The organism is Brevundimonas sp. (assembly GCF_035561115.1).
GTDB lineage: Bacteria > Pseudomonadota > Alphaproteobacteria > Caulobacterales > Caulobacteraceae > Brevundimonas.
The window spans coordinates 1-23,961 of the sequence record NZ_DATMYH010000073.1 but is presented as its reverse complement, the minus strand read 5'-3'; the positions used below and the strand labels follow the sequence as shown (position 1 = coordinate 23,961).

The 23,961-nt window shown below is 64.5% G+C and carries 17 protein-coding genes and 1 tRNA gene; 12 read left to right on the top strand and 6 right to left on the bottom strand.

The features are described 5' to 3' along the window. Positions 1–106 precede the first annotated feature (106 nt). Together VN378_RS09480 and VN378_RS16880 are read left to right on the top strand one after the other, a co-directional pair. Complete coding sequence (locus VN378_RS09480; RefSeq protein WP_325743221.1) at positions 107–631, top strand: hypothetical protein; 525 nt, start codon at positions 107–109, stop codon at positions 629–631. Between the two features lie 254 nt (positions 632–885). Next, on the top strand, positions 886–1,092 hold the full coding sequence (locus VN378_RS16880; protein ID WP_414642234.1) for a sigma factor-like helix-turn-helix DNA-binding protein: 207 nt from the start codon (positions 886–888) through the stop codon (positions 1,090–1,092). A gap of 30 nt (positions 1,093–1,122) precedes the next feature. Here VN378_RS16880 and VN378_RS09475 read toward each other — a convergent pair. Continuing rightward, positions 1,123–1,207: transfer RNA gene (locus VN378_RS09475), tRNA-Leu, on the bottom strand. Between the two features lie 134 nt (positions 1,208–1,341). Here VN378_RS09475 and VN378_RS09470 point away from each other — a divergent pair. The 5 genes from VN378_RS09470 to VN378_RS09450 all read left to right on the top strand — a co-directional run bounded on the left by VN378_RS09470 (position 1,342) and on the right by VN378_RS09450 (position 14,881). Next, entirely contained in the window at positions 1,342–2,769 is a 1,428-nt protein-coding gene (locus VN378_RS09470) for a recombinase family protein (RefSeq protein ID WP_325743219.1), read from the top strand. 453 nt (positions 2,770–3,222) lie between these two features. After that, positions 3,223–9,072 (top strand): DUF3320 domain-containing protein, encoded by a 5,850-nt coding sequence (locus VN378_RS09465; protein WP_325743217.1) that lies wholly within the window; start codon positions 3,223–3,225, stop codon positions 9,070–9,072. Beyond that, a complete protein-coding gene (locus VN378_RS09460; protein WP_325743215.1) occupies positions 9,065–9,826 on the top strand; it encodes a potassium channel family protein in 762 nt (253 codons plus the stop codon). Before VN378_RS09465 ends, VN378_RS09460 begins: the two co-directional genes overlap by 8 nt. A 298-nt stretch (positions 9,827–10,124) precedes the next feature. Continuing rightward, positions 10,125–11,369, top strand: a complete 1,245-nt coding sequence (locus tag VN378_RS09455; protein ID WP_325743213.1) for a DNA repair exonuclease — start codon at positions 10,125–10,127, stop codon at positions 11,367–11,369. Continuing rightward, positions 11,366–14,881: an AAA family ATPase gene (locus VN378_RS09450; protein WP_325743211.1), complete on the top strand. Its 3,516-nt coding sequence runs from the start codon at positions 11,366–11,368 to the stop codon at positions 14,879–14,881. The genes VN378_RS09455 and VN378_RS09450 overlap by 4 nt, the downstream gene beginning before the upstream one ends. A 121-nt stretch (positions 14,882–15,002) precedes the next feature. Here the strand turns inward: VN378_RS09450 and VN378_RS09445 are convergent, their stop codons facing one another. Then, positions 15,003–15,872, bottom strand: a complete 870-nt coding sequence (locus tag VN378_RS09445; protein WP_325743209.1) for an ImmA/IrrE family metallo-endopeptidase — start codon at positions 15,870–15,872, stop codon at positions 15,003–15,005. Further along, positions 15,869–16,180: a helix-turn-helix domain-containing protein gene (locus VN378_RS09440; RefSeq protein ID WP_325743207.1), complete on the bottom strand. Its 312-nt coding sequence runs from the start codon at positions 16,178–16,180 to the stop codon at positions 15,869–15,871. Before VN378_RS09440 ends, VN378_RS09445 begins: the two co-directional genes overlap by 4 nt. A 129-nt stretch (positions 16,181–16,309) precedes the next feature. On the opposite strand from VN378_RS09440, the gene VN378_RS09435 reads away from it, so the two are divergent. The 3 genes from VN378_RS09435 to VN378_RS09425 all read left to right on the top strand — a co-directional run bounded on the left by VN378_RS09435 (position 16,310) and on the right by VN378_RS09425 (position 18,560). After that, a complete protein-coding gene (locus VN378_RS09435; RefSeq protein ID WP_325743205.1) occupies positions 16,310–16,531 on the top strand; it encodes a DUF2188 domain-containing protein in 222 nt (73 codons plus the stop codon). 58 nt (positions 16,532–16,589) lie between these two features. Then, a complete protein-coding gene (locus tag VN378_RS09430) occupies positions 16,590–16,850 on the top strand; it encodes a hypothetical protein (protein WP_325743203.1) in 261 nt (86 codons plus the stop codon). Between the two features lie 285 nt (positions 16,851–17,135). Further along, complete coding sequence (locus VN378_RS09425) at positions 17,136–18,560, top strand: phospholipase effector Tle1 domain-containing protein (RefSeq protein ID WP_325743202.1); 1,425 nt, start codon at positions 17,136–17,138, stop codon at positions 18,558–18,560. A 181-nt stretch (positions 18,561–18,741) separates the two neighbouring features. Here VN378_RS09425 and VN378_RS09420 read toward each other — a convergent pair whose 3' ends face one another. Genes VN378_RS09420 through VN378_RS09410 form a run of 3 tightly spaced genes read right to left on the bottom strand, consistent with a single transcriptional unit; the run spans position 18,742 to position 21,048 of the window. Then, positions 18,742–20,172: an exonuclease domain-containing protein gene (locus VN378_RS09420; RefSeq protein ID WP_325743201.1), complete on the bottom strand. Its 1,431-nt coding sequence runs from the start codon at positions 20,170–20,172 to the stop codon at positions 18,742–18,744. Between the two features lie 10 nt (positions 20,173–20,182). Further along, a complete protein-coding gene (locus VN378_RS09415; RefSeq protein ID WP_325743199.1) occupies positions 20,183–20,707 on the bottom strand; it encodes an ImmA/IrrE family metallo-endopeptidase in 525 nt (174 codons plus the stop codon). After that, the gene (locus VN378_RS09410) at positions 20,704–21,048 is read right to left on the bottom strand and encodes a helix-turn-helix transcriptional regulator (RefSeq protein WP_325743197.1); all 345 of its coding nucleotides are present in this window, start codon (positions 21,046–21,048) and stop codon (positions 20,704–20,706) included. Before VN378_RS09410 ends, VN378_RS09415 begins: the two co-directional genes overlap by 4 nt. A gap of 330 nt (positions 21,049–21,378) precedes the next feature. On the opposite strand from VN378_RS09410, the gene VN378_RS09405 reads away from it, so the two are divergent. After that, positions 21,379–23,190 carry a ThiF family adenylyltransferase gene (locus tag VN378_RS09405; protein WP_325743196.1) on the top strand — a complete coding sequence of 604 codons (1,812 nt, stop codon included), beginning with the start codon at positions 21,379–21,381 and terminating at the stop codon, positions 23,188–23,190. Further along, complete coding sequence (locus tag VN378_RS09400; RefSeq protein WP_325743194.1) at positions 23,187–23,684, top strand: Mov34/MPN/PAD-1 family protein; 498 nt, start codon at positions 23,187–23,189, stop codon at positions 23,682–23,684. Before VN378_RS09405 ends, VN378_RS09400 begins: the two co-directional genes overlap by 4 nt. Positions 23,685–23,961 lie beyond the last annotated feature (277 nt).

Below are 23,961 nucleotides of genomic sequence, written 5' to 3'. Positions count from 1 at the left end.
GCACCGAGAGGCTGATCCACCATCGCACCCAACACTGGCGGGTTTTCACAAGCGCGTTGTAAAATTCAACATCTCAGCGCCCTATCAAATATACTCCAGATATATCTTGGATGCCGGCATCCATCGGGCCAAAGCTGAACACGTTGTTCCGCTCACGATGGAGCTCACATTGAAAGAGCCGGGTCCTCGACTACCGCCACTTTCTCGCCGTGGCGTTCTCAGCGCTGCCGCTGTCACGCCAGCCTGGCCGCGTTGGCGTGTCTGCGGCGAAGGGGCACTTACCGCAAGGTGCTCGGAATGGTGGGCGCTCGATGCAGAGGTCAACCATCTGACAACTCAACGATCGATCGCCGAAGCCGCGGTGCTTCGGAAGTTTGGCAAACTCCAACGACTACCATCTGATGACCCCGTCACATCTCGGCTGGGTTGGATCGATGGGCAGTTCGAGGCCCTCGATCAGCGCAAGACTCGCTGCATCGCGGCTATCGGAACCCTCCCGGCGCGAACGGTCGAGGATGTCGCACATAAGCTGGCGATCGTAGCTCGACTGCTGAATGATGAAGGGGGCCTCGAATCTGAAATCGTGGATGAGGCGGCTCGCTTCCTTTCGCGAGATGCCGTCAGAACGTGAGGCCCCGCGTACCCAGCAGGCGCCGCGCTACCGACAGCCATCTAGCTGCCGCCCTTCGTAGAAGCGCGATCGAGTTTGAGGGCGACTCGCCCGCGCAGCTAGGGGGACCGGCAAGGGGAACGTCGGATGATCCCCGTCGTCGTGAACTATGGTTTCTGGATCGAACCCAATGGTGGCGTTGGCGGCATCAACTGCTCTGGCGGTTTGGCAGCTTCGATCCTCACGACACAACGTCAGTCTGCGCCTATGCAGTCATGGGATTGCCTGCGACGACGAGAGACGTGTTTCTGCTTCACCGGGTAGCCGGACTGAGCTACCCGGCGATTGCCAGCCATCTCGCACTCGACCCTCAAACCGTCGAAACTCACGTCAGCGCGGCGCTCTTGGAGCTCGGCCAAACGTTGAATCTTGTCTCGGCCTCTCGGCCTTCGAGGTCGAAGGCAGCGGAAGTGGCCGTGTGATGAACCCTGCAAGTTGAAGATCTTGAGGGTTGGTGCGGGTGGCCGGGGTCGAACCGGCACTCCTCTCGGAACTGGATTTTGAATCCAGCGCGTCTACCAATTCCACCACACCCGCACAGGCGTGTGGCGGGCGTCGTAGCGCGGGCACCTATCCATTTCAACGGCGGATCGCTGCGATGAATCTGCTTCTCGTGCCACTAACTATAAATTGCAGACCGTCGGTTAACGGACCGATGCTCACTTTGATGTATGAATCAGCGAGAAACCGACCACCGCCGTCCCGCAGCACAGTATCTGCGGATGTCGACGGACCGACAGGATGTGTCGCTCGAATACCAGGCGAAGACTATCGCAACTTGGGCTGCAGCCCACGGCTACCAGATCGTTGAGACCTACGCTGATGAGGGTATCAGCGGGGTGGGCATCGAAAAGCGCCAAGCCCTCAAAGACCTGCTTCGAACCGTAATCGGCGGTCAATCGGCCTTTCAGGCCGTCCTCGTCTACGATGTCAGCAGATGGGGCCGCTTCCAGAACCCGGACCAAGCAGCTCACTACGAGTTCATGTGCCAAGAGGCTGGCGTGCCTGTGGAATACTGCGCCGAGTCGTTCCGCAATGACGGGTCGGCCATGTCTGGGTTGATCAAGCACGTCAAACGCACGATGGCAGCCGAGTTCAGCAGGGAGTCTAGCGCCCGTCTGACGAGGGCGAAGATGGTTCTACGGAACCGGAGCTATTGGACCGGCGGCCTGCCCGGCTATGGCTATCGTCGGGCTATCGTAAATCCGGAAGGACTTGTGCTTCGGATCTGCGATCACCGGGAACGTGCCAGTGCTGAGCACTGCCACACTCGACTCGTATTCGGGCCTTCAACGGAGGTCGAAATCGTGCGCCGCATCTTCAACGACTTCCTCGCGCCCAGCGCAACATATACGTCGGTCATGGAAGCCCTGAACCGGGAGGGTATCCTGGCCGAACTTGGCGTCCGCTGGACACTTGCCCGCGTGCGGCAGGTTCTGACCAACGGTAAGTACTGCGGGAGGCTCACCCAAGGGAAGTCCAGGCATCGTCTCGGCGGCATTCGGGAGCCGGTGGATCAGCGCTTCTGGGTCGTTACACCCGACGCTTGCCCTGCGATAGTCGGTCATGATGTTTTCGAGCAGGTGCAAGCCAAGATCGAGAGCGTCAAGTATCGGCCTTCGAAGGAGGAAATTATCGCCGACCTTCGGCGAGTAGCAGCGGAGAGGGGTAAGCTGAGCGACCGCGTCGTTCGGGACCACTGTAGATTCGGTCACGTCGCGATAAAGCGGGCTTTCGGTGGTTTGAAGGGGGCGTATGAAGCCGCCGGGTACGTCCAGAGCCCACTGCAGAAGGCGTACGCTGATCGCATCGAGCGAGCGCCCAAGGCGATCCCGGTATCGCGCTATGAGACTGTTGAGCTGCTGGACATGCTTCGCAAAGTTTTGAAGCAACATGGGCGTCTCAACACCGACCTAATTAACGCTACGACCGGCGTGCCAAGCCCTTCAACTTTCACCCGCCGGTTTGGTACAATTTCTGATGCCTACATAGCGATTGGCTATACTCCCAACGCCCAACAAACTTTGATGGCTGATCGGACCCGCAAGTGCCGCCGTCCGCCGTCCAGGGGCCTTCAAGTGGACCTGCGACCGTCATAAATGCGTAGATGCACGTGAGGCCGTACGATAGCTCCCCTGATCCTTACAGTTGGCGCACATTGCAGCCGCAGCAGGGTGCGAGCTCAATGCCCTGCTCTGACTCTTTGCGGAAGTTGGTTAGGTCCGCTCTGTGCACTGTCATTGTGGCACTCTAGGGCGGAAATGCAGCGTGCCTTGAAACTCATAACGCCCTTCAACACGCTCTAAGACGAGCAGCCCAGCCTCTCCACAGCGGTGCGGAAGAGCTCGATGTTGGCACGGCCGAAAGCGACCGTTGATGCTCCGACTTCGTTCTGCAGGCGCGCTCTGCGACCAGCAGGAAACACCGCCCGGTGCCCCAAAGTTTGTACATGGCGATCTTCTTGATCAGCGGCGACGGCGGTCGCACGCCACACCTCCCGGTTGACGCAGACCATTGCATGGAGCCTAGCTGCTCCGTTCCAGGAGGGGCCCATGGACAGTACGGTTCGCGTCATTGCGAGTGTCGCGGAGAAGGTGACGTTTGCTTCACACCAAAACAGCGCCCCCGTGTTGCTGGATCTGGAGCTTGAGCAGACAGGCGCGCTGACCCTCGAGGATCTCGTCATCGAATTGACGTCGGAGCCCGCGTTCCTCTCGCCCAAGACGTGGCGCCTGGACCGCCTGGAACCGGGAACACGATCACACGTCCTCGACCGAAAGATCGACCTGAACGCCGGCCTTTTGTTCGAAACGGCGGAGAGTCTCTCAGGCCATGTCATCATCAAGGTGACGAAGGACGGACACACGCTGGGCGAGGCTCGCTTCCCCGTGGAGGTGCTTTCGAGGAATGAGTGGGGCGGTGCGGCCTATATGCCCGAACTCCTGGCCGCCTTCGTCACGCCGAACGACCCGGCCGTCGACACGCTGCTCAAGCAGGCCGCGGACGTTCTCCTGCGAGCGGGCAAACCGGACGCCCTGAACGGCTATGAAAGCAAGTCGAGTCGGCGGGTATGGGAAATGGTTTCCGCCCTCTGGTCGGCGGTGTCATCGCTCCGCCTGACCTATGCCTTGCCGCCCGCAAGCTTTGAAACGAACGGGCAAAAGGTGCGCACGCCCGGTGTGATCCTCGAAAGCCGAATGGCGACCTGTCTCGACACGGCGCTGCTGTTCGCCGCCGGACTGGAGCAAATGGGTCTGAACGCCATTCTCGTGCTCACGAAGGGTCATGCGTTCGTCGGTTGCTGGCTCGTTCCGCAAGAGTTCGGAAGTCTGACCACTGACGACGCCGTCGCGGTCAGAAAACGCATCGACCTCGGTGAGCTCGTCGTGTTCGAGACCACCCTGGCGACCAACAAGCCCGCGGCCTCTTTCAGTCAGGCCGTCGAGGCGGCGAAGCGGCAAATCGGCCCGTCCGAAGAAGAGAATTTTGTCCTGGCGCTCGATATCCGCCGCGCCCGCTTGCAGCGTCTGAGGCCGCTTGCCCTGCAGATCAAGACGGTGGAGCCCTGGGCCGGCGAGGACTTGCCGCCTGCGGCGGAAAGCCTCGAGGAAGCTCCGCCGCTGCCGGACTTCGACATCGCCGAGGCGGCCGACCCGGCGGTCACGCCGCAAGGGCGGGTAGATCAATGGCGACGCAAGCTTCTGGACCTCACCGTTCGCAATCGCCTGCTCCACACCAAGCCGAGCTCAACCGCCCTCAAATTGATCTGCCCCGACGTGGCGCGGCTGGAAGATCTGTTGGCCGACGGCGCGAAGATACGCATCAAACCCGTGCCCGCGCTGGAGGGGTTCGGCGCCGGCGGACGGGATGCAGACTTGCATCAGGCGAGGACCGGCGAGGCGCTGCTGGAGAGCCACGCCCGGCAGGCGCTCGACGCGGGCGAAGTCCTTTCAGGCTTGGACGGTGACGCCCTCGATGCTCAGTTGGTCGAGCTGTACCGAAAAGCCCGGCTCGATCTGCAGGAGGGCGGGGCGAACACGCTGTTCCTGGCGATGGGTTTCTTGAACTGGAAGCGATCAGAAGCGGATCCGCGCACCTACAGGGCTCCCCTCATTCTCCTGCCGGTGGCTCTTGAACGGAAGAGCGCTCGCTCGGGTGTCGTCCTTACGGCTCATGAAGATGAGCCTCGCTTCAATCTCACCTTGCTGGAGCTCCTTCGGCAGGATTTCGAGCTGATGATACCCGAGCTCGAGGGGGACCTTCCCATTGACGACAAGGGGATCGACGTCCGAGCCGTTTGGACAACGGTGCGCCGCGCTGTCCGAGACGTGCCGGGTTTTGAAGTCGTCGAAGACCTGGCGCTCGGCGTCTTCTCCTTCGCCAAATATCTGATGTGGAAGGACCTCACCGATCGTGTGGATCAGCTGAAGTCCAACGCCGTCGTTCGTCACCTGATCGACACCCCGCGCGAGCCCTTCGTTGGGGAGGACTGTTTCCCCGAAGCGTCCCGGTTGGACGTCGAGCTGGATGCATCGGAACTGTTCGCTCCCTTGCCCGCGGACTCCTCCCAGCTCGCGGCGGTCGTCGCATCCGGCAGGGGCTGCGATTTTGTGCTGGATGGCCCGCCGGGAACCGGCAAGTCGCAGACCATCGCGAACATGATCGCGCACAACCTAGCCCTGGGCCGTAAGGTCCTGTTCGTCGCCGAGAAGATGGCCGCGCTTGAAGTGGTCTATCGCCGTCTGGAGGTTCGCGGACTGGCGCCGTTCTGCCTCGAGCTTCACTCGAACAAGGCGAACAAATTCCAGGTCATTCAGCAGCTTGGCCGCGCTTGGGACACCCGGGACGTCATCGCGGCCGAGGAGTGGAGCCAGGAGACCGGCAAGCTCTCGGCGCTGCGGGACGAGCTGAACGGTCTGGTTGGCCTGCTACATGCCAAGGCGGAAAACGGTCTCAGCCTGTTCGAAGCGATCGGGCGCACCGTCAGAGATGCAGATGCGCGGACGCCGGAGCTCGGATGGCCGGCGAGCGCCCGGCACGACAAGGCGGTCCTGGAGCGGATGCGAGAGACGTGCCGTCAAATGGACCGTCTGTTTGACGCGGTGGACGAACTCGACCCCAACGCGTTCGGGCCGATCGCGGCCGATGACTTCACCGGAGCCTGGCAGAGCGAGATGGTCGCCGCCGTAACCGCCCTGGCGCGGGCGGGTGAGGCGGCGCGAGTTCGGCGCGACGAGCTTGAAGAGCGGCTGAGCTTGCCGCGCGGTCCGGCGGACCGTGCTCGGCTCCAGGCCCTGACGGAACTCTCGGACGCGATCGATGAGTCGCACGGTCTGGACCTGTCTTTCGCCTTTGTTCCGGACACGCCCGCCGTCATCGACGCTCTGGAGCGAAGCCTCCGCCACCTTCAGGCCTATCAAGAGGCCGAGCGAAACCTATCGCAGACCTACCCGGCGGAGGCCTGCCGCCGAATCCCGACCGCGGCTCTGAAGACGAGACTGGACAAGGCCGACGCCAGCCTGTGGCCGCTGAAACTGTTCGGCCAGGCCGGCGTGAACGGCGCGCTGAAGGCCGCAGCTGGATTGGCGACAAAGCCAAACGCCCGCCATGACCTGCCGTTGGTCGAGACCCTGCAGGGCGAACTGGAGCGTCTCGATGAACTGAAGGCCCAGGCCGGGCGCGCCTCGGCCTGGGCCGGCCTCGCGACAGACGAAGCCCGGCTGACACAAACCCTGGCTGTGGCACGCAGCCTGAGGGAGGCCACGGTCAGGTTGACCACGACACCTGAAACCCTGGGTACGGTGCGCACCGCAGTCCGCGCCGCCGTCGTGGATGGGAATGAACTGCTCGCCGAAGCCATGCCCATCCGCCAGGCCACGGCCCAATGGCGGACGGCGCACGCGGCCTTTGAGGCTGCGCTGGAGCGCTTCTGCACCGCCGCCCTTTGCGAGACGCCTCTCAACGATCCCGACCTCTTCGGCCGGGTCGCGACCATAAGCGCCGCGATCCTGGCCGACCAACCGAAGTTGCGGGACTGGAGCCTGTGGCGGAAGGCGAGGCGGGAAGCTCTATCGCTGGAGCTCGATGCCTTGGTGGAGGCGCTTGAGGGTCGGCGGCTCAAGGCCGGCGAGACGCTCTCCCAGTTCGAAACAGCCTACGCGAAATGGTGGGCGAGCGTCCGCATTGACGCGGACGACCGGCTGCGTTTCTTTGTGCCGCGCCAGGAGGCCGATCGCGTCACGGACTTCCGGGCGCTCGATGACAAGGTCGCCGAGCTGACCGTCCGATACATTCGGGCGAAGATTTCCGGCCTGATCCCCGACAAGAACTCCGTGTCCAAGTCATCCGGCTACGGCGTTCTGCGCCACCAGTTGAGCCTCCAGAAGCCTCGAAAGCCGATCCGCTCGCTTCTGACCGAGATGGGTTCCGACGTAACGGCGCTCGCGCCTTGCATGCTCATGAGCCCCTTGTCCGTCGCCCAATATCTGCCCGCTGACGCGGCCTTGTTCGACCTCGTCATCTTCGACGAAGCGAGCCAGATCACGACCTGGGATGCGGTGGGCAGTTTGGCCCGAGGGCGTCAGGTGGTGATCGCGGGCGACCCGCGGCAGATGCCGCCGACCAACTTCTTCCAACGCGGCGCGGGCGCCCCTGCGGACGACGAAGTCGATGACAGCATGGAAGAGGATCTGGAGAGCATTCTGGACGAATGCCTCTCGGCCGGCCTGACCCGTCACACGCTCGAATGGCACTACCGGTCGCGGCACGAGAGCCTGATCGCCTTCTCCAACCACCGCTATTACGAGAGCCGACTGGTTACCTTCCCGTCCGCGGTCACCCGCGACACCACCGTGAGCCTCCGGCGCGTGAACGGCGCCTATGCAAAGGGCAGGTCACGGACGAACGCCATCGAGGCGCAGGCGATAGTCGAGGAAACCGTCAAGCGATTGCGCGATCCGACCTTCGGCGGGCGAGGCCGGTCGATCGCGATCGTCACCCTCAACTCCGAGCAACAACGGCTCGTCGAAGACTTGCTCGATAAGGAGCGGGCCAAACACCCGGCGCTGGAGCGCTTCTTCGGCGATCACTGCCTGGAGCCGGTCGTGGTGAAGAACCTGGAGACCGTGCAAGGCGATGAGCGGGATCTGATCCTTCTCGGAATCGGCTACGGTCCGGAGACGGCCGGCGCCCCGACGATGAGCATGAATTTCGGGCCTCTGAACCGCTCCGGCGGATGGCGGAGGCTGAATGTGGCGATCACACGCGCTCGGGAGGAGATGGTCATCTTCTCTTCGTTCGGGCCGGAAATGGTCGATCTGAACCGCACCTCCGCGGAAGCGGTGCGTGACCTCAAACATTTGCTGGAGTTCGCGGAACGCGGCCCGAGAGCCCTTGTTGAAGCCATCCAGGGGTCGGTCGGGGGTTTCGAGTCGCCCTTCGAGCAGGCGGTCGCCCGGGGACTCCGCGACAAGGGGTGGACGGTCGTTCCCCAGATCGGCGTCTCACGATTCCGCATCGATCTGGGCGTCGTGCATCCTGACAAGTCAGGCGCCTACCTAGCGGGGGTGGAGTGCGACGGCGCGGCCTATCACAGCGCGGCCACAGCGCGTGATCGCGACAAGGTCCGGGCGGGCATTCTCACCGGATTGGGATGGGATCTGGTGCGGGTTTGGTCCACCGCCTGGTGGCATAACCGGGCGCAGGCGCTCGCGCAGCTGGACGCCGAACTGAACGCCCTGCTCGCCGCGGATCGCGAAAAGAGCGTCGACACGCCGGCCGGCCCGGAATCCGAACATGTTCTGGAAGAGGCCCCGACGGTTCTGGAAGACCTGCCTCTCGGACTCGCGGAGCCAGCACCCTCTGCCGCATTCGCCCGGGCGCCGGCGCAGAGCGCCGAGGCGCGGCTCGACCTCTACCGGCAAGCAGACCTCTCGACTGAAACCGATCTGAACTCCGGCGCATTTTACGAAGCCAGCTACACGGCCACCCTCCAGCGTCTTGTTCGCACGGTGGTCGATGCCGAGGCGCCCCTGCGGTTGGATGTGCTCGTCAACCGCATCGCGCGTGCTCACGGGTTCAAGCAGTCTGGGCGGCTGATCCGCGAACGGGTGGAGCAGGTCGCCAAGGCGCTCTACCTCGTTCTGCCTGATCCGGATGGACTGCTGTTCGTCTGGCGGGATTGGGCGTCCGTAGAGACCTGGTCGCGAGTCCGCCTCCCGGATGGGGAGGCCAATGTCCGCTTCATCGACGAGGTTCCCAACGCCGAATTGGCGGCGCTCGCACGCCAACTCCCTGGACTTGACAGCGCTGTGGAGATCGCCCGGAGGTTGGGTATTCGACGCTTGTCGGCGGCGGCTCGATCACGCCTGGAAACGGCCTTGGCCTCCCTCGACCATGGCTGAACGCGCCGGCTTTCGAAGGGCGGTGTGGCGAGCGCTGGCGCCCGGCGCTCGAGCGAAAGGCATCTCGGCGCTTAACCTTGGTCTGGGCGCCGCCATCTTGCTCGCGGTGCTGCTGGCCGTCCTGGAAACCGAGCCCAGCCTGCACCGCTGGGCGCAGATCTTCTGGGCCCTCGAAGTGGTGTTGGGGGTGGTCTTCGCCGTTGAATATGCGGCCCGGCTTTGGGTCTCTGCGGAAGACCGTCCCACGGAGCCCTGGCGAGGTCGGCTCGCGTTTGTGCTCTCGCCGGCCGGGCTGGCGGATTTGGCGGCCGTTCTCTCCGTCCTGTTCTGGTCAGCGAGTTCGGGTGGTTTCCTGCTGCGGCTCGTTCGACTTCTGCGTCTTGTCCGGGTTGCAAAGCTTGGCCGATTTTCCCGCGCATGGGCGGAGATCAGCCGCGCCCTCATTGACCGACGTGAGGCTCTGACGATCAGTTTCGGCCTCGCGCTCGTTGCCGTCCTACTTACGGCGACGGCCCTGTATTTCGTGGAAGGCGCGGTTCAACCCGAGGCGTTCGGCAGCATCCCGCGGGCGGCCTGGTGGGCGGTGACCACGCTCACGACCATCGGATATGGCGACGTCTATCCGGTGACGCCTCTCGGGCGCGCCCTCGGCTCAGTCGCTGCGATCGCCAGCATCGGACTGGTGGCTCTGCCCGCAGGCATTCTGGCGGCGGCGTTCAGCGACGCCATGAACCAGGGATCACGTCGGCTCTAGCACACCCCAATCGCCAGCATCGGGCGGGTTGGCCGTCACGGGCGGGCTTGGGGACTCATTTCCAAAGAGCGCTCAAGCGGGCGCCCATGCGTCCGATTCTGACGTATCGAGCGGGCAAGGTACGGGCATAGGAGAACACCCCATGTCCCGAGCCGCTGAACCCCGCCCTTCCCCTGCCGCCCTCCTCTACCTCGAGCGCGCGCGCCGATCCGCGCCCTTCACGGTTACGTCGCCCCGCGGCTAGAGCCGTCATTGGCGTCGGGGGCGTGGTCAGTCTAACGTCCCAGGCGGAGGGCCTATGGACTTCAAATTCCTGCACGCGGCGGACATTCATCTCGACAGCCCCTTGCGCGGCCTTGCCCGCTATGAGGGCGTGCCGGCGGAGCTTGTCAGGACTGCCACGCGCAGCGCGCTCGACAATCTCGTAAGCTACGCCATCGAAGAGAAAGTCGCCTTCCTGGTGATCGCGGGCGACCTCTATGACGGCGATTGGGAAGCCTTCGCCACCGGTCTGTACTTCTGCAGCGCGATGGGTCGCCTGAACGAAGCCGGGATCGCCGTCTACCTGATCTACGGCAACCACGACGCGGAATCGCATCTCACCAAACAGTTGCCCCTGCCGCCGAACGTGAAGGCCTTCCGTTCGGACCGCCCTGAAACGGTGACGCACGCGCCAACGGGCGTCGTCCTGCACGGACAGAGCTACAAGTCTCGCGACCCCGGGGGCGACCTGGCCGGAGGCTATCCCCCGGCCATCGACGGCTCGTTCAACATCGGCGTGCTCCACACCGCCCTGACCGGAGATCGGGGCCACGCGCCCTATGCCCCCTGCCGTCCCGAGGAGTTGGCTGCGAAGGGATACGACTACTGGGCGCTAGGCCATGTGCACGGCTTCGAGATCGTCACTTCCGTCCCCTATGTGGTGTTTCCAGGCAATCTGCAGGGTCGCAACATTCGGGAGACCGGGCCAAAGGGCGCCGCTCTCGTGACCGTGGCTGACGGCCATGTCCGGGCCGTAGACCATATTCCAATGGATGTGGTTCGGTGGGCCGATGTGGAAGTCGACCTCTGCGGCGCGGAGTCGGTGACCGACGGCCACGAGCGGATCCGCCAAAGTCTCGAGGCAGCGCTTTCTGGCCAGGCAGACGGTCGTCCGATGATGGCGCGGGTGCGCCTATCCGGCGAGACGCTGATCCACGACGTGCTGGCTGAGGAGCGCAACGCCTGGCGGGAAGGCGTGCGAGCGATCGCCAGGGGCCTCTCTGACGAGCTCTGGATCGAGAAGGTGGTGGCGGCCACGCGGCCGCCGGCCCGGACGGAAGCGCTCGGAGATGAACTGGACGCTCTGCTGGATCAACTCGCGGCGGACCCGGCCACTGCGTCGGCGATCGTCGACGACCTTGCGGACTTCCTCGCCCGCGCGCCCGCCGAGCTGGACCGGGAACTCGACCTGCTGCCTGAGGTGAGGGCCGGGCGGCTTGGCGGCGTGCTGCCGGACGCGGCGGCGGCGTTGCGCGCCCGTCTACAGACGGGGGTCGCGTGAGGTTCGCCGAGCTCCAGCTGATCCGGTATGGCCGGTTCCAGGACTGCAGCCTGTCCTTCGCAGCCGGCGATTGCGACCTGCAGATCATCCTCGGCCCCAACGAAGCGGGCAAGTCGACCACCCTGGCCTCGATCAGCGACCTGCTGTTCGGCTTCGGACCCCGCACGCGTTTCGGCTTCAAGTTCGACCAGAAACTGCTCCGCGTGGGCGCCATCATCGAGGGCGATGGTTCGCGCCTGGAAGTTCGGCGACGCAAAGGGAATGTCGACACCCTGCTGGGGCCCGACGACCAACCTCTGGATCCGGCCCTGCTCGGCGCGCGGCTCGCCGGACAGACTCGCGAGAGCTACGAACGCATGTTCGGGCTGGACCATGCGCGCCTGCGCGAAGGCGGCAAGCTCATCCTTGAGGCCAAGGACGATGTGGGCGCGACGATCTTCGCCGCCGGTTCGGGCATGGTGCGCGTGGCCCATCTTTGTGATCAGCTCGAACAGGAAGCGGCCGAGATCTGGACGAAAAGAGCGGGCGACAACCGCCATTTCACGGCCGCCTACAGCGCCTACCAGGCGGCGAAGGCTGGTCTCAAGGAAGCCGAGGTGAGACCCGCGGCCTGGGCAAGGGCCAAGAAGGATCTCAAGGTTATCGAGTCGGAGCTCGACGAGCTCAAGGCGAAGCGGACCGCCCTCGCGCGCGACCAGCGCACGGTGCAGCGCAAACAACTTGTCCTGCGCCCCTTGGCGGAGCGCGCGCGGGCTCTGGCGCGCGTGTCAGAACTCGGGGACATCCCGGAAATCTCCCTGGAGGTCGCCGACCGCCTCGAGACCGCGCTGGGGTCGTTGCAGACAGCCGGGACCGAGGCGGGCCTAGCGAAGTTGCAAGCCGACCGCCTGCAAGAGGCGCTGGACACCGTGCGGCCAGACCCGGCTGTCCTAGCCGCCGCCGCAGAGGTAGATGCCCTCCGGGATCTGAAGGGGGTCGTCGACGAGGGCGCCGCATCGCTGCCGGCGCTGGACGCGACCCTGCAAAACCTCGCCCAGCGAGTTTCAGCCAACGTCACGGAGATCGGATGGCCGCCGGAGCCGGCCAAGGATCTGAAGGCGCGCCTGCCCGGACGCCCCTCGATCGCGGAGTTGCGCGAGCTTATCGAGCAGCGCGGAGCCATTGACGAGCAACTTCGGGCCACCCGGGAAGCGGTGGAGGGCGCGTCGCACGAGGCCGATCGGCTGCAGACGGCGATATCCGGACTGCCCCCCCGCAATGACATACGGCCGCTCCAGGAGGCGTTGCGCGAAGTCCGTATGGCGGGCCTGTCCCAGGCTACGGCCTCAGCCGAGGCCGCGTGTCGTGAACTCGAGGCGCTGCTCGGGGCCCGAATGCGGGCTTTGTCGCCGTGGCGCGGCGACGTGGCCGCGCTGCGGGCGTTGCCGCAACCCGCGGAGCCGGACGTGGCGCGGGTCATGGCCGAGTTGACCGAAGCCCGCGAGAAGATGCGCCAAGAGGGTGAAGCCTGCGCCAGGGCGGAATCCCGCCTCGAACAGTTGCAGCTGGAGTGCAAGCACAAGGTGCTCGGCCACCCGACCCCTTCCGCGTCCGACCTCGCGGCGGCCCGGGACGTCAGAGAAACACGCTGGGCTCCGCTCAAGGGTCACATCCAGGGCGACACGGCGATCGACCACCCCCTAGCGACCGTCGAGGCCTACGAACAAGCCATCGTCGCCAGTGATCGCGTGGCGGACGAGCGGTTCGCCGGGGCTGAGCACGCCGGCGATCTTTCGGCGCACGAGCGCGAGATTGAAAAGACCGAGCTGGAGCTTACGCAAGCCAACGGCCGACGGCTTCTCGCCTTGGCGACGGGGGACGCAGCCTTGACGGCCTTCGGCAAGCTGGTGGAACCGCTCGGCGTCAGCGTGTCGCCAGAAGCCTTCCCGGGATGGACGGCGGCGTGCGACCAAGCCCTTCAGCATGCGGATGCCCTGGACCTGGCCAGCAGGGATGTGGAAACCGCCCGGCAGGCCGAAACGGCCGCAAGCCACGCCTTGGCCCGCGCCTTGGGTCGTACCCAAATCGACGCAGAACCGGCGAGCTTGCAGCGTCTGTGGGACGAGGCGGAGCAGCGCGTTGAGGCGGCTCGGGAAGCCGAAGCCCAGGAACGCGAACTGCGGGCCAAGCTCTCGGCTGCGCAGGAGGCGCTCGAACGGGCGACAGGGAAGGCCGGCGTCGCGAACGCCGCAGACTCGGCGTGGACCGCCGCCTGGCGACCGGCCCTGGAACGCGCCCGGCTTCCTGCAGACGCGGCGGTGGCGGCGGCCCGCGCGCGGCTCGATTTGATTGAGATCGTTCGCCAGGACGTCGACAAGCAGCTGGACCTGGAAGCCGAGACGGCAGGCATCTGGGCCGCCCAATCGACCTTCAAAAGCCGCGTTGCCGCCGCCGCGCTTAGCGCAGGGCTTCCGGAACTCCAGGACGACGCCAAGACCTTTGCGGCCTTGCAGGAAGCATGCGTCGCCGCTCGCAAGCAGGCGGACCGCGCCGAAGCCCTGGCAGACCAGCTCCAGGCCGCTCTCTCGAACAAGGCGACCGCGGAGGAAGAGCTCGCCCGCGCGAAGGGGCTGTTGGAGCCGTTGATCGAGGCGGGCGCAGACCCGGAGGCTCCCGGAACAGTCCGAGAGATATTGGGCCGGGCGCGCGAAGCGACGGGCTTGCGTGACCGCATCAACCAGCTTGAGGACGAGCTCCTCTCATACGGCGACGGCCGCAGCCTGGAGGCGCTGATTGAGGAGGTCTCCGGCGCTCAGCCCGACGAACTCGCCGCCGAGGCCGAGGGCTGGGCTGCGGAGCTCGACGGACTCAATCCGCAAATCGACGTCAAGAGCGAGGCTCGCCAGGCGGCGCTGACCGCCTTTGAGGCGCTGGACGACCGACCCGATGCGGCGATCGCCGCCTTCGCTATGGCGGAAGCCCGCAGCGAAATGGCTTTTCAAGCGGAGCTCTATATCCGTAAGCGTGCAGAAGCCCGGCTCCTGAAAATAACGGTGGAGCGGTATCGCCAGGAAAAGCAGGGACCCCTTCTCACCCGAGCCTCGGCCCTGTTCCGCACACTCACCCTCGACGCCTTCTCCGCCCTAATGGTCGACTACGACGACAACACGCCGAAGCTCGCCGGCGTGCGTTCGGATGGAGCCACGGTGGTGCCGGTAGAGGGGATGAGCGACGGCACGGTGGACCAGCTGTTCCTCGCGCTTCGGGTCGCTGCGGTTGAGGAAGCGCTAGCCCAAGGTGCCAAGCTGCCTTTCCTGGCCGACGACCTGTTCATAAACTTCGATGACGAGCGGGCCGCTGCCGGGTTCAAAGTCTTGGCCGAGCTGGCGCGGAAAACCCAGGTGCTGTTCTTCACCCACCACGCTCATTTGGCCGACGTCGCGGATAGAGCGCTCCATCCTGCCAAGGTCTCGGTCTGCGGCCTTGATCGTGAAGAACTCTCATTGAAGCTTGCAGGGACTAGGTCCGCTTAGCGCGCCGCGCCCTTGGGCCACGACGGCGCGTGGTTAGTGGACCTCAGCGGCTTGGCGATCGAGAGTCCACTTTCAGCCGGTGCCCAAACGTCCGCACTTGGCGCGTTGAAGCACGCGCTCCTTAGAAGCTCGGCGCCCGCCATTCGCCCGTATCGCCTGTATCGTCATCGTCAGCGGCGAGATCGTCGTCTGCCAAAGTGAGCAAAGTCACCTGGTAGCCGTTCGCCTGTCGCATGGACTGCTCCAGAACGTTCTGGGTGCGCCGCCCCCATTCGGCATACAGCCAAGTCGCGCCCTCCACCTCGTACCAAGGCGACGCTGCTCGCAGCAGAGCCGGCGGCTTGACCACGGTCGCGCTGTCGGAGGGCAACCTTTGCCCCGCAGCGACAGACATTTGCGGGAAGTTCGGGCTCTTTCGCACGTAACGTATTTTGCCATCGAGCGAGAAAACGAACGCGCAGGGTGGCCCGCTGAGTTCCACGAAGCGGTTCACCGTCGCCTCGAAGCTGGTCCGATAACGGCGCGACAGCTCCAAGACGTGCGTTACGTCCGGGTCTCCCAATCGATCCGTGTCTCGCTCGAACCAGGGCTTGGGCATCAGAACGCCGGCTGCGAAGCGGTTTGCCTCGTATTCGCGGCGTTGTTCGGGCGTTTTGAAGCCGGTTTGGCTCATGTCTCCGGACTTGCATTGCTGATTGCCGGTGTGGGTCGGGATTAGAAAGTGGCCGAGCTCATGGCCGATGGTAAAGCGGCGGCGGCCGTCGGGCGTGCCGGCCCTATGAAAGATCACGCCCTCAGTCTTTCCAGGGTTGGTTACCAACGCGCCTTCAAATCCCTGAGTTTCAAGTTCTCGAATCTCGGAAATGTTTACAGCTGTCGCGAGCGCTTCGATTGGCACCGGGGGCTCCCAATGCGGATGGTGCCTCAGGATCGCCTGGATAAGCCGCTCCGGTGAGCCGCAATCAGCCAAATCCATCAGCAGCTCACTCATGGCTTCTTCAGCGCCTCGGCGACGTTTCGGACAGCCTCCCAAGCCTTGTCATCAAGCTTGCCTTCAAACTCCCTGAAGAATTGGAGTGCCGCTGCTTCATCCGGGGTCTTGGTGTCATCCGAAAGGAAGGCGACCGTGACCTTGAAGTGGTCCGCGAGACCGCGGAGCAGGTCCAAGCTGGGATTCGTGCTGTCACCGCGTTCGAGCTGCCAGATGTGCGCCTTGGAGACGCCGATCCCGTCAGCGACCTGCTGCAATGACTCCCCGCTTTTGATTCTGAGATCCTTCAGCTTCGAAGCCAGCGACATACCAAACCCTCTCCGCCTTGCGATGCGTAAGACAGATCATACGCGTCGGCTGCTCCGGTTGACAGCGGAAAGTTGTTCACTATATCATACGTCACGTTCGGAATTTCCGACGGAAAGGAGGTGAATGAAATGGGTAAGAACCAACACGTCGTCCCCCATGAAAACGGATGGGCTGTCCGGGGAGCGAACAACGAGCGCGCCACGTCAGTCCACGGGACACAGGCCGAGGCGATTTCGCGGGCTCGCGAGATCGCTCAGAACCAGCAAAGCGAAATGCTGATCCACGGCCGCAACGGCCAGATCCGCGAGCGTGACAGCTTCGGAAACGACCCCTTCCCGCCGAAGGGGTGAACCTAAGGGGCCGCATCTTTTTCAAAGGTGCGGCCCCTTGTTTTTGAGGAGAACTGAGATGCGTTTTGAAGGGGCCGTTGTCCGAGAGCAGGGCGTGTCGTTCGCCATCGTTGTGGTGAAGAGGCACATCCTCGACAATACGATCCAAGCCAATCAGACCGCGAGGAGCTTCGGGTCCGCATTCCCGGGTCTTCCAGTCGTGCTGATGGCTCAGGATGCACGGGGGCGCGCGACCTACTACGGTCGGCCCGACATCACCCGGTTCCTGGCTCGCGTACCGGTGGGGGCGATACCTTGGCGCGAGTACACTCTGCAGTGAGGGATGATCATGGCTTTCGCACCTAGGCTACGGGGACCGCGCCCGCCCAAGCCGATCGACAGGCTTCAGAACCTCCGAACCCTACGCCCGCTCGGAAAAACCAAATGGGTCCGAGCGCACTGGCGCTGGGATTACGACCACCGCGCCTGGGAGTGGGTGATCGGTCACTGGTCCAAGTGATCAATAGGCCGACGGCATTTTCATCGGGGGCTTGGCATTACGACCGTTTCTGTCGCCAGGGACCTCTAACACTCGCAGCTGCCCATCAACCGGATCGAGACAGTCATGACCAAGCCAAACAAGCGCCTCGTGTTTTGTTTCGATGGAACAAGCAACACGCTCGAACGTGACCACCCGACCAACGTCGCTATCACCGCAGCGGCGGTGCGCAACACTTCCAAGACCGCGGCGCAGATCGTCTATTACGACGAGGGCGTCGGCTCGACGGACAAAGACAATTTGATGGGCGGCGCGTTCGGCGCGGGCCTCTATGAGAAGGTGATCGAGGCTTATAAATTCCTCGTGTTCAACCACGAGCCCAACGACGAGATATTCATCTTCGGCTTCTCCAGAGGCGCTTATACGGCGCGCTCTTTCGCCGGCCTTATCCATCATGTCGGCGTCGTGAACAGCTGTTTCGCCGACAAGATCAAGGTCGCGACCGCACTCTATGAGCAGCGGGGCCGCAAGGATGATGACGGGACCGACGTGCTGCGACGCTTCCGCTCGGAGTTCGTTACCGACATCTGCGCCAATGAGGAGGATCGTGAGATTCGGCGTGCTGCAAACGCTGAGTTTGATGCAGCGACCCCCTTGGTGAACATTCGCTACATCGGGGTTTGGGATACTGTCAAAACCATTGGGTCGTCCGTGTTCGGTGACCGCGATCGGGACGGCGAAGTCGATGCTGCAGCCTTCCACGACCACAATCTTCACCCAACGGTGAAGGCGGCTCGGCATGCCGTTTCCATCGACGAGCGCCGCAAAAAGTTCGACGTGACCCTTTGGGACAATGTCGATGAACTGAACCGCGCAGCCGGTTTCGACCTTGCGGATCCGCGGCGGCCCTATCAACAGCAGTGGTTCCCGGGCGGTCATGGTTCGGTCGGCGGCGGCGGCGACATTCGTGGCCTTTCAGACGAAGGTCTGGAATGGATTCTCCAGGGCGCGAAGGACGCTGGCCTCGCCCTCGATACGACCACGGTTTCCAAGATCTGGGGCATCAAGCCTGATGTCCTGGTTCAGCTCGAAAACTCTGCAGAATTGGGGTGGAGCCCGGCCGAAGTCGCGATGCGACTGCTGCCAAAAGACACGCGAGATGGACCCACGCTTCTGCACGAGATTTCTCGCGCGGCACTCGTCCGGTGGGCGGCGCCCGCCGACCTTCTTCCTGAGAGGAAACGGTATCGTCCGGAAGCCCTCAAGGATGTCGCCAAACTGATCGATCAGGCGGTGGATTTTCAAGAGTGGGAATACACGACCAGAGGCGGGTATCGCGATCCTTCGGCAAGTGTCGATGACATCGAATTGGCTGACGGTCGTCGTTTCCGCCGGCACATCGTACAGTCAGGGCAGGATTTGTCCGACGTGGCCCAAATCGCGTTGGGCGATCAGAAGCGGGCAGTTGAGATCGTCAATCTCAACAGAACGACATTGCTGGATCCGGCCCGCCTCTACGTAGGGCAGGTCCTAAATGTGCCGGCGACTTAGTCCGATCGCTCAAGCCGGGTTGCCCGCCAAATCAGTCACTGAGAGTGCTGTGTCACGCTGATCGCGGTAGCCTAGGTATGTGGTTGCTTCGGCGGCAACAGATGCTCTCGAAGGTCTGCTTACCGGTCGAACGTTGACGTCCGCTTCTGGCGCTATGCCGCCAGTCGGCGCGCGTGGCGCTCTAGACGGCCGGAGCGACTGATGTGACTGGCGGCCTTCCGAGAAACGCAACAGTGCGGGCCAGCCGGGCTTTGAGCCAGACCTGATACTCGGCCAACACTCCGTCCGGATCTTCCCCACCAGCCGCCAGCGCCTCTTCCACCAGAATCAGGGCCTGCGGCAGGGTCAGGCCCGCGCCCCGCTCGTCGACCAAGCTCTCAGCCAATGCGATGTCAGCCTCAGACCGTTCTGTCTCGTTCAGCGCGGATCGGTGTTCACAATAGATCAGTCGGCGGCCGAACACCTTGGCGCGCGAGTCCTCAAGACGCTCGACGATTTCGAGGCGGCGGCGCTTGCCCTCTTCATGGAAGTCGACCATCAGCGCCTCGTCAGAAGGGCCGGGAAAAACGCCGTTGTAGAGCTGTTGCTCGGGGTGGACCGCCGGTGGCGTGTCGGCCCACGGGTCCGAGTAGGCCGACATCGCGCGGCCGCAGAATCCGGGGTTCTCCCGCAGCCACGCCGCGCGCCCCTCGGCGGTTGCGGCGTCGATCCCGAACCAGGCGTCAGGAGCCTCCCAACTGGCGCACAGAGCGGGCGCTGCGTTGGTTCGGAGCCGTTTTACCGGCCCGCCCTTGCGCAGCACGGCCTCCGTCAGAGCATCCGCGAGCGCGTCATCGAGCAAGGCCGGATCCTGGGCCAGATCCCAGCACAGGTGGCCGTTGGCGTCGCCGGCCGGGCTGCCTAGCCGCGCCACCAAGCTGTGGTTAGCCTCCCCGCCGAAGAAGCGAGTGAGGAAAAACATCTCCTCGGTCTCGACGAAGTCGCGGACCACGGCCTTGTTGGAGAAGCGGATGAAGCGGTGCCAGACGTCTGGCGCGCTGGTGCGGATACGCCGGCATAACTCCAGCGTCGTCGCGGCGTCCACCAAGGCGTCGTGAGCCGGGCCCAAGGTCAGGCCGTTCGCCTCGGCGACTGCCTCCAGCCTGAAGGTCGTGCGCCCGGTCGGGTCGATCGGCAAGGTCAGGCACGGTTCGGGTTCCGCGCAGGCCGCGAGCAGAAGGTTCATCGCATCAGTGCGGCCGTTGCCGGGGGCTGACGTGAGATAGGCGGGAAAGAGCGACTGGAAGAAGGCGTGCCGAAGCATCTCTTCGTCGAAGCGGATCGAGTTGTAACCAATGAATATCCCCGGCCCCCACGCCGCCAACCGCCGGCGAATGGCGCAGACCATTTCGTAATGCGAGGGCTGGGACGCCTCGGTCAGGCGGGCGATCGAAATCCGGTTGGCGCGCAGCGCCGAGGGGTGGGGGATGACGTGCGGCTGGAGGCGGCAGCGGATTTCGAACCGGTCCAGTTCGACTAGGTACGCGTCGGTTCGGATCGCCGCGAACTGCACGATCTGGTCGAAGCCCGGTTTAAGGCCTGTGGTCTCCGTATCGTAGAAAACGAAGCTCAAGCGAGCCTCCCTAGTCCCAGGAGCCGAGCCGGTAGCGCATCGCTGAGGGGCTGACGCGGAACTTGCGGGCCAGCGACTCGATCTTCTCGTCGTCGTCGACGTCCAGGGCGCGGGGGTCCACGAGATCCTCCAGGAACGACCGGGGCATCAGGAGTTCGGCGGCGAAGGCGTTCGCCTCGATCTCTTTCGGATCGATCCCGAGGCTGGTCATTGTGTCTCGCCACAGGACGCGGAACACCTTGTCCACATGGACCTCATTGCGGATGTGCTCCGGGTGAAGTTCGTGATGGGCGAGTTCGTGCGCGGCGGTGAACCGCTGACGATTGGGGTGGTGGAGGGCGTTCACGCCTATGATGCCCACGCCGTCGCGGATGTAGGCCATGCCGGAGAGGTCGTCGGCGAGCGGCGCATACTGAAGGATGATGCCCCGGGACTTGATGATCCGCTCGATCGGCACCGGCACCGATCGCACTCCCGCCTTGCCGAGCAATGTACGCGCCGCTTCCTGGGCATGGGCCGTATCGGCGATGCTCACGATTTGACCCCGGCATTGGCGATTGCGTTCGCGATCAGGTCCTGGATCTGTGCGTGCGCTCTAGCGCTCACCGGACCGGAGACGGTCAGCGCCCGTTCCTCCACCGTCGGCCTGGCCTGGACCGGCAGCAGGTCCGTCACCTGGGAGAGACCGAGCGCCGTGGCTATGTCGCAGGCGTGGTGCAGGAGAACATTCTGCCGCCCGCGTTCGATGTTGGCGATGGAAGCGCGCGAGAGTCCGACGCGGCGCGACAGCTCGGCTTGAGTCATTTTGAGTTGCTCGCGGCGCAAGGCGATCGCTTCGCCGAAGGCGGAATAACGGGGATCGGCGGCCATTTCCATTGTTTGATCTGCGCCGCTGGTCGTGTCAACGCGGCAAACAGGCTGTGAGTCTCACAAACACATTAATGTTTCCCTTGACCACAAACACTCTTTCGGGAATCATCGGTCGACGGGTCTCGGCCCGCCGAGTCCCGGATGAACCCCTCTGGTGTTCACCCTCCCCACACACAGAGGTCGAAATGTCGAACAACAAGCCTGAAAAGCCCGATCATCCGGACAAGCCCGGCCGTCCCGACGAGCCCGGCGGTCCCGACCGTCCGCAGCATCCCGAGCACCCCACCCATCCGGACGTGCCCGGCGGTCCTCCGAGCCACACTCCGGGGCGGCCGGATGGCCCACCCACGCCCAGCAACCCGCCGCCGCACCGCCCGGTCGGCTGAGATGCACGGGACAGCGCAGCTCCGGTCGGGGCCGATCGACTGGTGGCTGCGCTGGCCCGCGCTGTACCATGCGGAACTGCGCGCCTTCGAACGCCGGGGCGCGGCTGTCGCCGTCATCCACGACAAGGCCGGCCAGCTGATCCTCGACATTCATTGGCGCGAGGGCGTCGAAGCCCGCCTTCGCGTTGGCTATTCGCCATGCCACCCCTTCGCCCGCGCCAATGTGTCCGCGCCCGAACTGACCCTCGCGCGTCACCAGGATCCCTCAAGCCGCACGCTGTGCCTGCTGACGCAGGACGCGGGCCAGTGGGACCCCTGCGAGCGGGTCGCCGATCTGATCGCCGCGCAGCTGCCCAATGTGCTCAAGGCCGCGCAGGCCCACGCCGCGGCGCGGCCCACCGAGGCCGCCGGCGTGGAGGAGAATGCCCCCGATCCGCTCAGCACCTACTTCATGCGCCAGACGGAGCCGGACTCGATCGTCGTCTTTGACGCCGGGCAGCCCGTGCCCGGGACAATGGCCGGGATCGCCGGTTTCAATGTGAGAGGGCGAGCGTTCGGCCCGAACCGCTTCGAAGGTCTGCTGCGCTCGATGGAGCCCCTGACGGGCCAATGGCTTGCGCCCCGGTTCACGCCCTGGGCCGGCATCGACCGCGAACCGCTCGTCCAAGGACGCTGGGTCAGGATGAAGCCGCGGCCGACCGACACCCCCACCGAGATGCTCGCGGCGGCGGACAGAATCATAGAGCGGGTGGTTGCCGCGCAGCCCCAAGCGCGCGCCCGGATGGCCAGACTGGCTCAAGGCGATATGGCGTTGACTGTCATCGTGTTCGACGAGGAGATCGAATACGGGCGTGCCGGTGTCGGCTTCCTGTTCCTGGTCAACCGCCGGATCGGGAAGGGTCGTGAAACCGGGCTGGTCACAGGGGCCCGGTTCGCCCACGACGTCCTCGGCCGCGTTCCCGTCGCGAAAGCCCTGCGAGCGAGGTCCGCGCTGCTGGTAGGGGCCGGGGCGATCGGCGGTTTCGTGGCCCAGGACCTCGTTCGCGCCGGTCTCGGTCGGCTGGCCATCGTCGATTCGGACAGCGTCGAGCCGGGCAACGGCGTCCGGTGGCCCCTGGCCCGGGAGTTCTGGGGCCTGCCCAAATCGCATGCGCTCTACCACCATCTGACACGGAACTACCCCGCCACCGAGGTCGTCCCGCATGTGGCCAAGATCGGCGTCGCCCTCTCCGACCCGGCTGCCGCAGCCGAGGCGAAGCAGCACCAGATGGAATGGATCCGGGCGCGGGTGGAGGAATCAGACGTGGTGATCGACGCGTCCGCCTCGACGGAGTGCCAGCGGTCGCTCGCTTCGGTCTGCCGCGACATGGGCAAGCCCTTCATCATGGGGTACGCGACGGAAGGCGCGGCGGGCGGCGTCGTGGCGCGCTTCGCCCCCTCAGGGGGCGGGTGCCCGGCCTGCCTGGACGAACACTGGCATGACAAAACCCTGCCCCTACCGCCTGTCGATTCCTCCGGCACGATCACGCCCGTCGGCTGCAACACGCCGACCTTCACGGGCGGAGCTTTCGAGCTGCAGGAGGTTTCTCTTGAACTTGTCCGAAGCGCGATCGGGACGTTGGCTCCGGACGATTACGACGTCGGCGACTGGCCCTTGGCCGTCCTCTCGCTGAAGGACGGTCCCCGCCGGATCCTGCCGCGCTGGGAAACGGCCGCCGCGATCGGGTGCCATGACCGATGCTGGAGTTGCGGCGGCGCATGAAAGTTTGGATCGGGAGGGATGTATTCGAAGACCTGCTGGAACAGGCGCGGACACTGGCGCCGCTGGAGACTGGCGGTATTCTTATGGGCTGGCGACGCGGGGGAGACCGCATCGTAATGGGGACGATCGGGCCGGGTCCCAAGGCGCTGCACGGTCGACACATATTCCTGCCGGATCACGCCTGGCAGGTCGCCCGCATCAACGAGACCTTTGCCGCTAGCGGTGGCGACCTCGACTATCTCGGGGACTGGCACACCCATCCAGAGAGCGAAGCCGAACTGAGCGGGCTAGACCGGCGCACACTGCAGAAACTCGGTCGAAAGGTAGCGAACTCCCTGATGCTCATTGCGGCGCCGGTGGGGGGTTGGCACGCCAACGCTTGGATCCAGCCACGGGGACGGCTGTTTCAACCCGCACAGGCGGAACGGTGCGAGCTTGCGGTGTTCGACGCTCCTTCCGACTGGCCACGCTTGATTTCGACACCGCGAGCTTAAGGCGAACTGTGGTTCGTTGCTCCGAACGCGAACCGCTGTCTGATGTCCAAGACTGATCGCCGCTGGCGCGCACGTCCCGGCAAAGCAGCTACGGGACCGAACGTCCGGTTCCGGCATGGGCTTGAGGGTCCGCTCTTGATGCTGTGGACGGCTCTCCACCCCACCGGCAGCTTCGGCTTCCGGTTAGAGCTGGAGGAGAGCCATGGGTCAGGTAGTCACGATTGGATTGGATATCGCGAAGTCGGTGTTCCAAGTGCACGGCGTCGATGCTGAGGGC

What these genes read in the sequence shown, in the direction of transcription:
- VN378_RS16880 (WP_414642234.1), top strand. Translation starts at nt 886, where the DNA reads ATGGGATTGCCTGCGACGACGAGAGACGTGTTTCTGCTTCACCGGGTA.
- VN378_RS09470 (WP_325743219.1), top strand. Translation starts at nt 1,342, where the DNA reads ATGAATCAGCGAGAAACCGACCACCGCCGTCCCGCAGCACAGTATCTG.
- VN378_RS09465 (WP_325743217.1), top strand. Translation starts at nt 3,223, where the DNA reads ATGGACAGTACGGTTCGCGTCATTGCGAGTGTCGCGGAGAAGGTGACG.
- VN378_RS09460 (WP_325743215.1), top strand. Translation starts at nt 9,065, where the DNA reads ATGGCTGAACGCGCCGGCTTTCGAAGGGCGGTGTGGCGAGCGCTGGCG.
- VN378_RS09455 (WP_325743213.1), top strand. Translation starts at nt 10,125, where the DNA reads ATGGACTTCAAATTCCTGCACGCGGCGGACATTCATCTCGACAGCCCC.
- VN378_RS09445 (WP_325743209.1), bottom strand. Translation starts at nt 15,872, where the DNA reads ATGAGTGAGCTGCTGATGGATTTGGCTGATTGCGGCTCACCGGAGCGG.
- VN378_RS09440 (WP_325743207.1), bottom strand. Translation starts at nt 16,180, where the DNA reads ATGTCGCTGGCTTCGAAGCTGAAGGATCTCAGAATCAAAAGCGGGGAG.
- VN378_RS09435 (WP_325743205.1), top strand. Translation starts at nt 16,310, where the DNA reads ATGGGTAAGAACCAACACGTCGTCCCCCATGAAAACGGATGGGCTGTC.
- VN378_RS09430 (WP_325743203.1), top strand. Translation starts at nt 16,590, where the DNA reads ATGCGTTTTGAAGGGGCCGTTGTCCGAGAGCAGGGCGTGTCGTTCGCC.
- VN378_RS09425 (WP_325743202.1), top strand. Translation starts at nt 17,136, where the DNA reads ATGACCAAGCCAAACAAGCGCCTCGTGTTTTGTTTCGATGGAACAAGC.
- VN378_RS09410 (WP_325743197.1), bottom strand. Translation starts at nt 21,048, where the DNA reads ATGGAAATGGCCGCCGATCCCCGTTATTCCGCCTTCGGCGAAGCGATC.
- VN378_RS09405 (WP_325743196.1), top strand. Translation starts at nt 21,379, where the DNA reads ATGGCCCACCCACGCCCAGCAACCCGCCGCCGCACCGCCCGGTCGGCT.
- VN378_RS09400 (WP_325743194.1), top strand. Translation starts at nt 23,187, where the DNA reads ATGAAAGTTTGGATCGGGAGGGATGTATTCGAAGACCTGCTGGAACAG.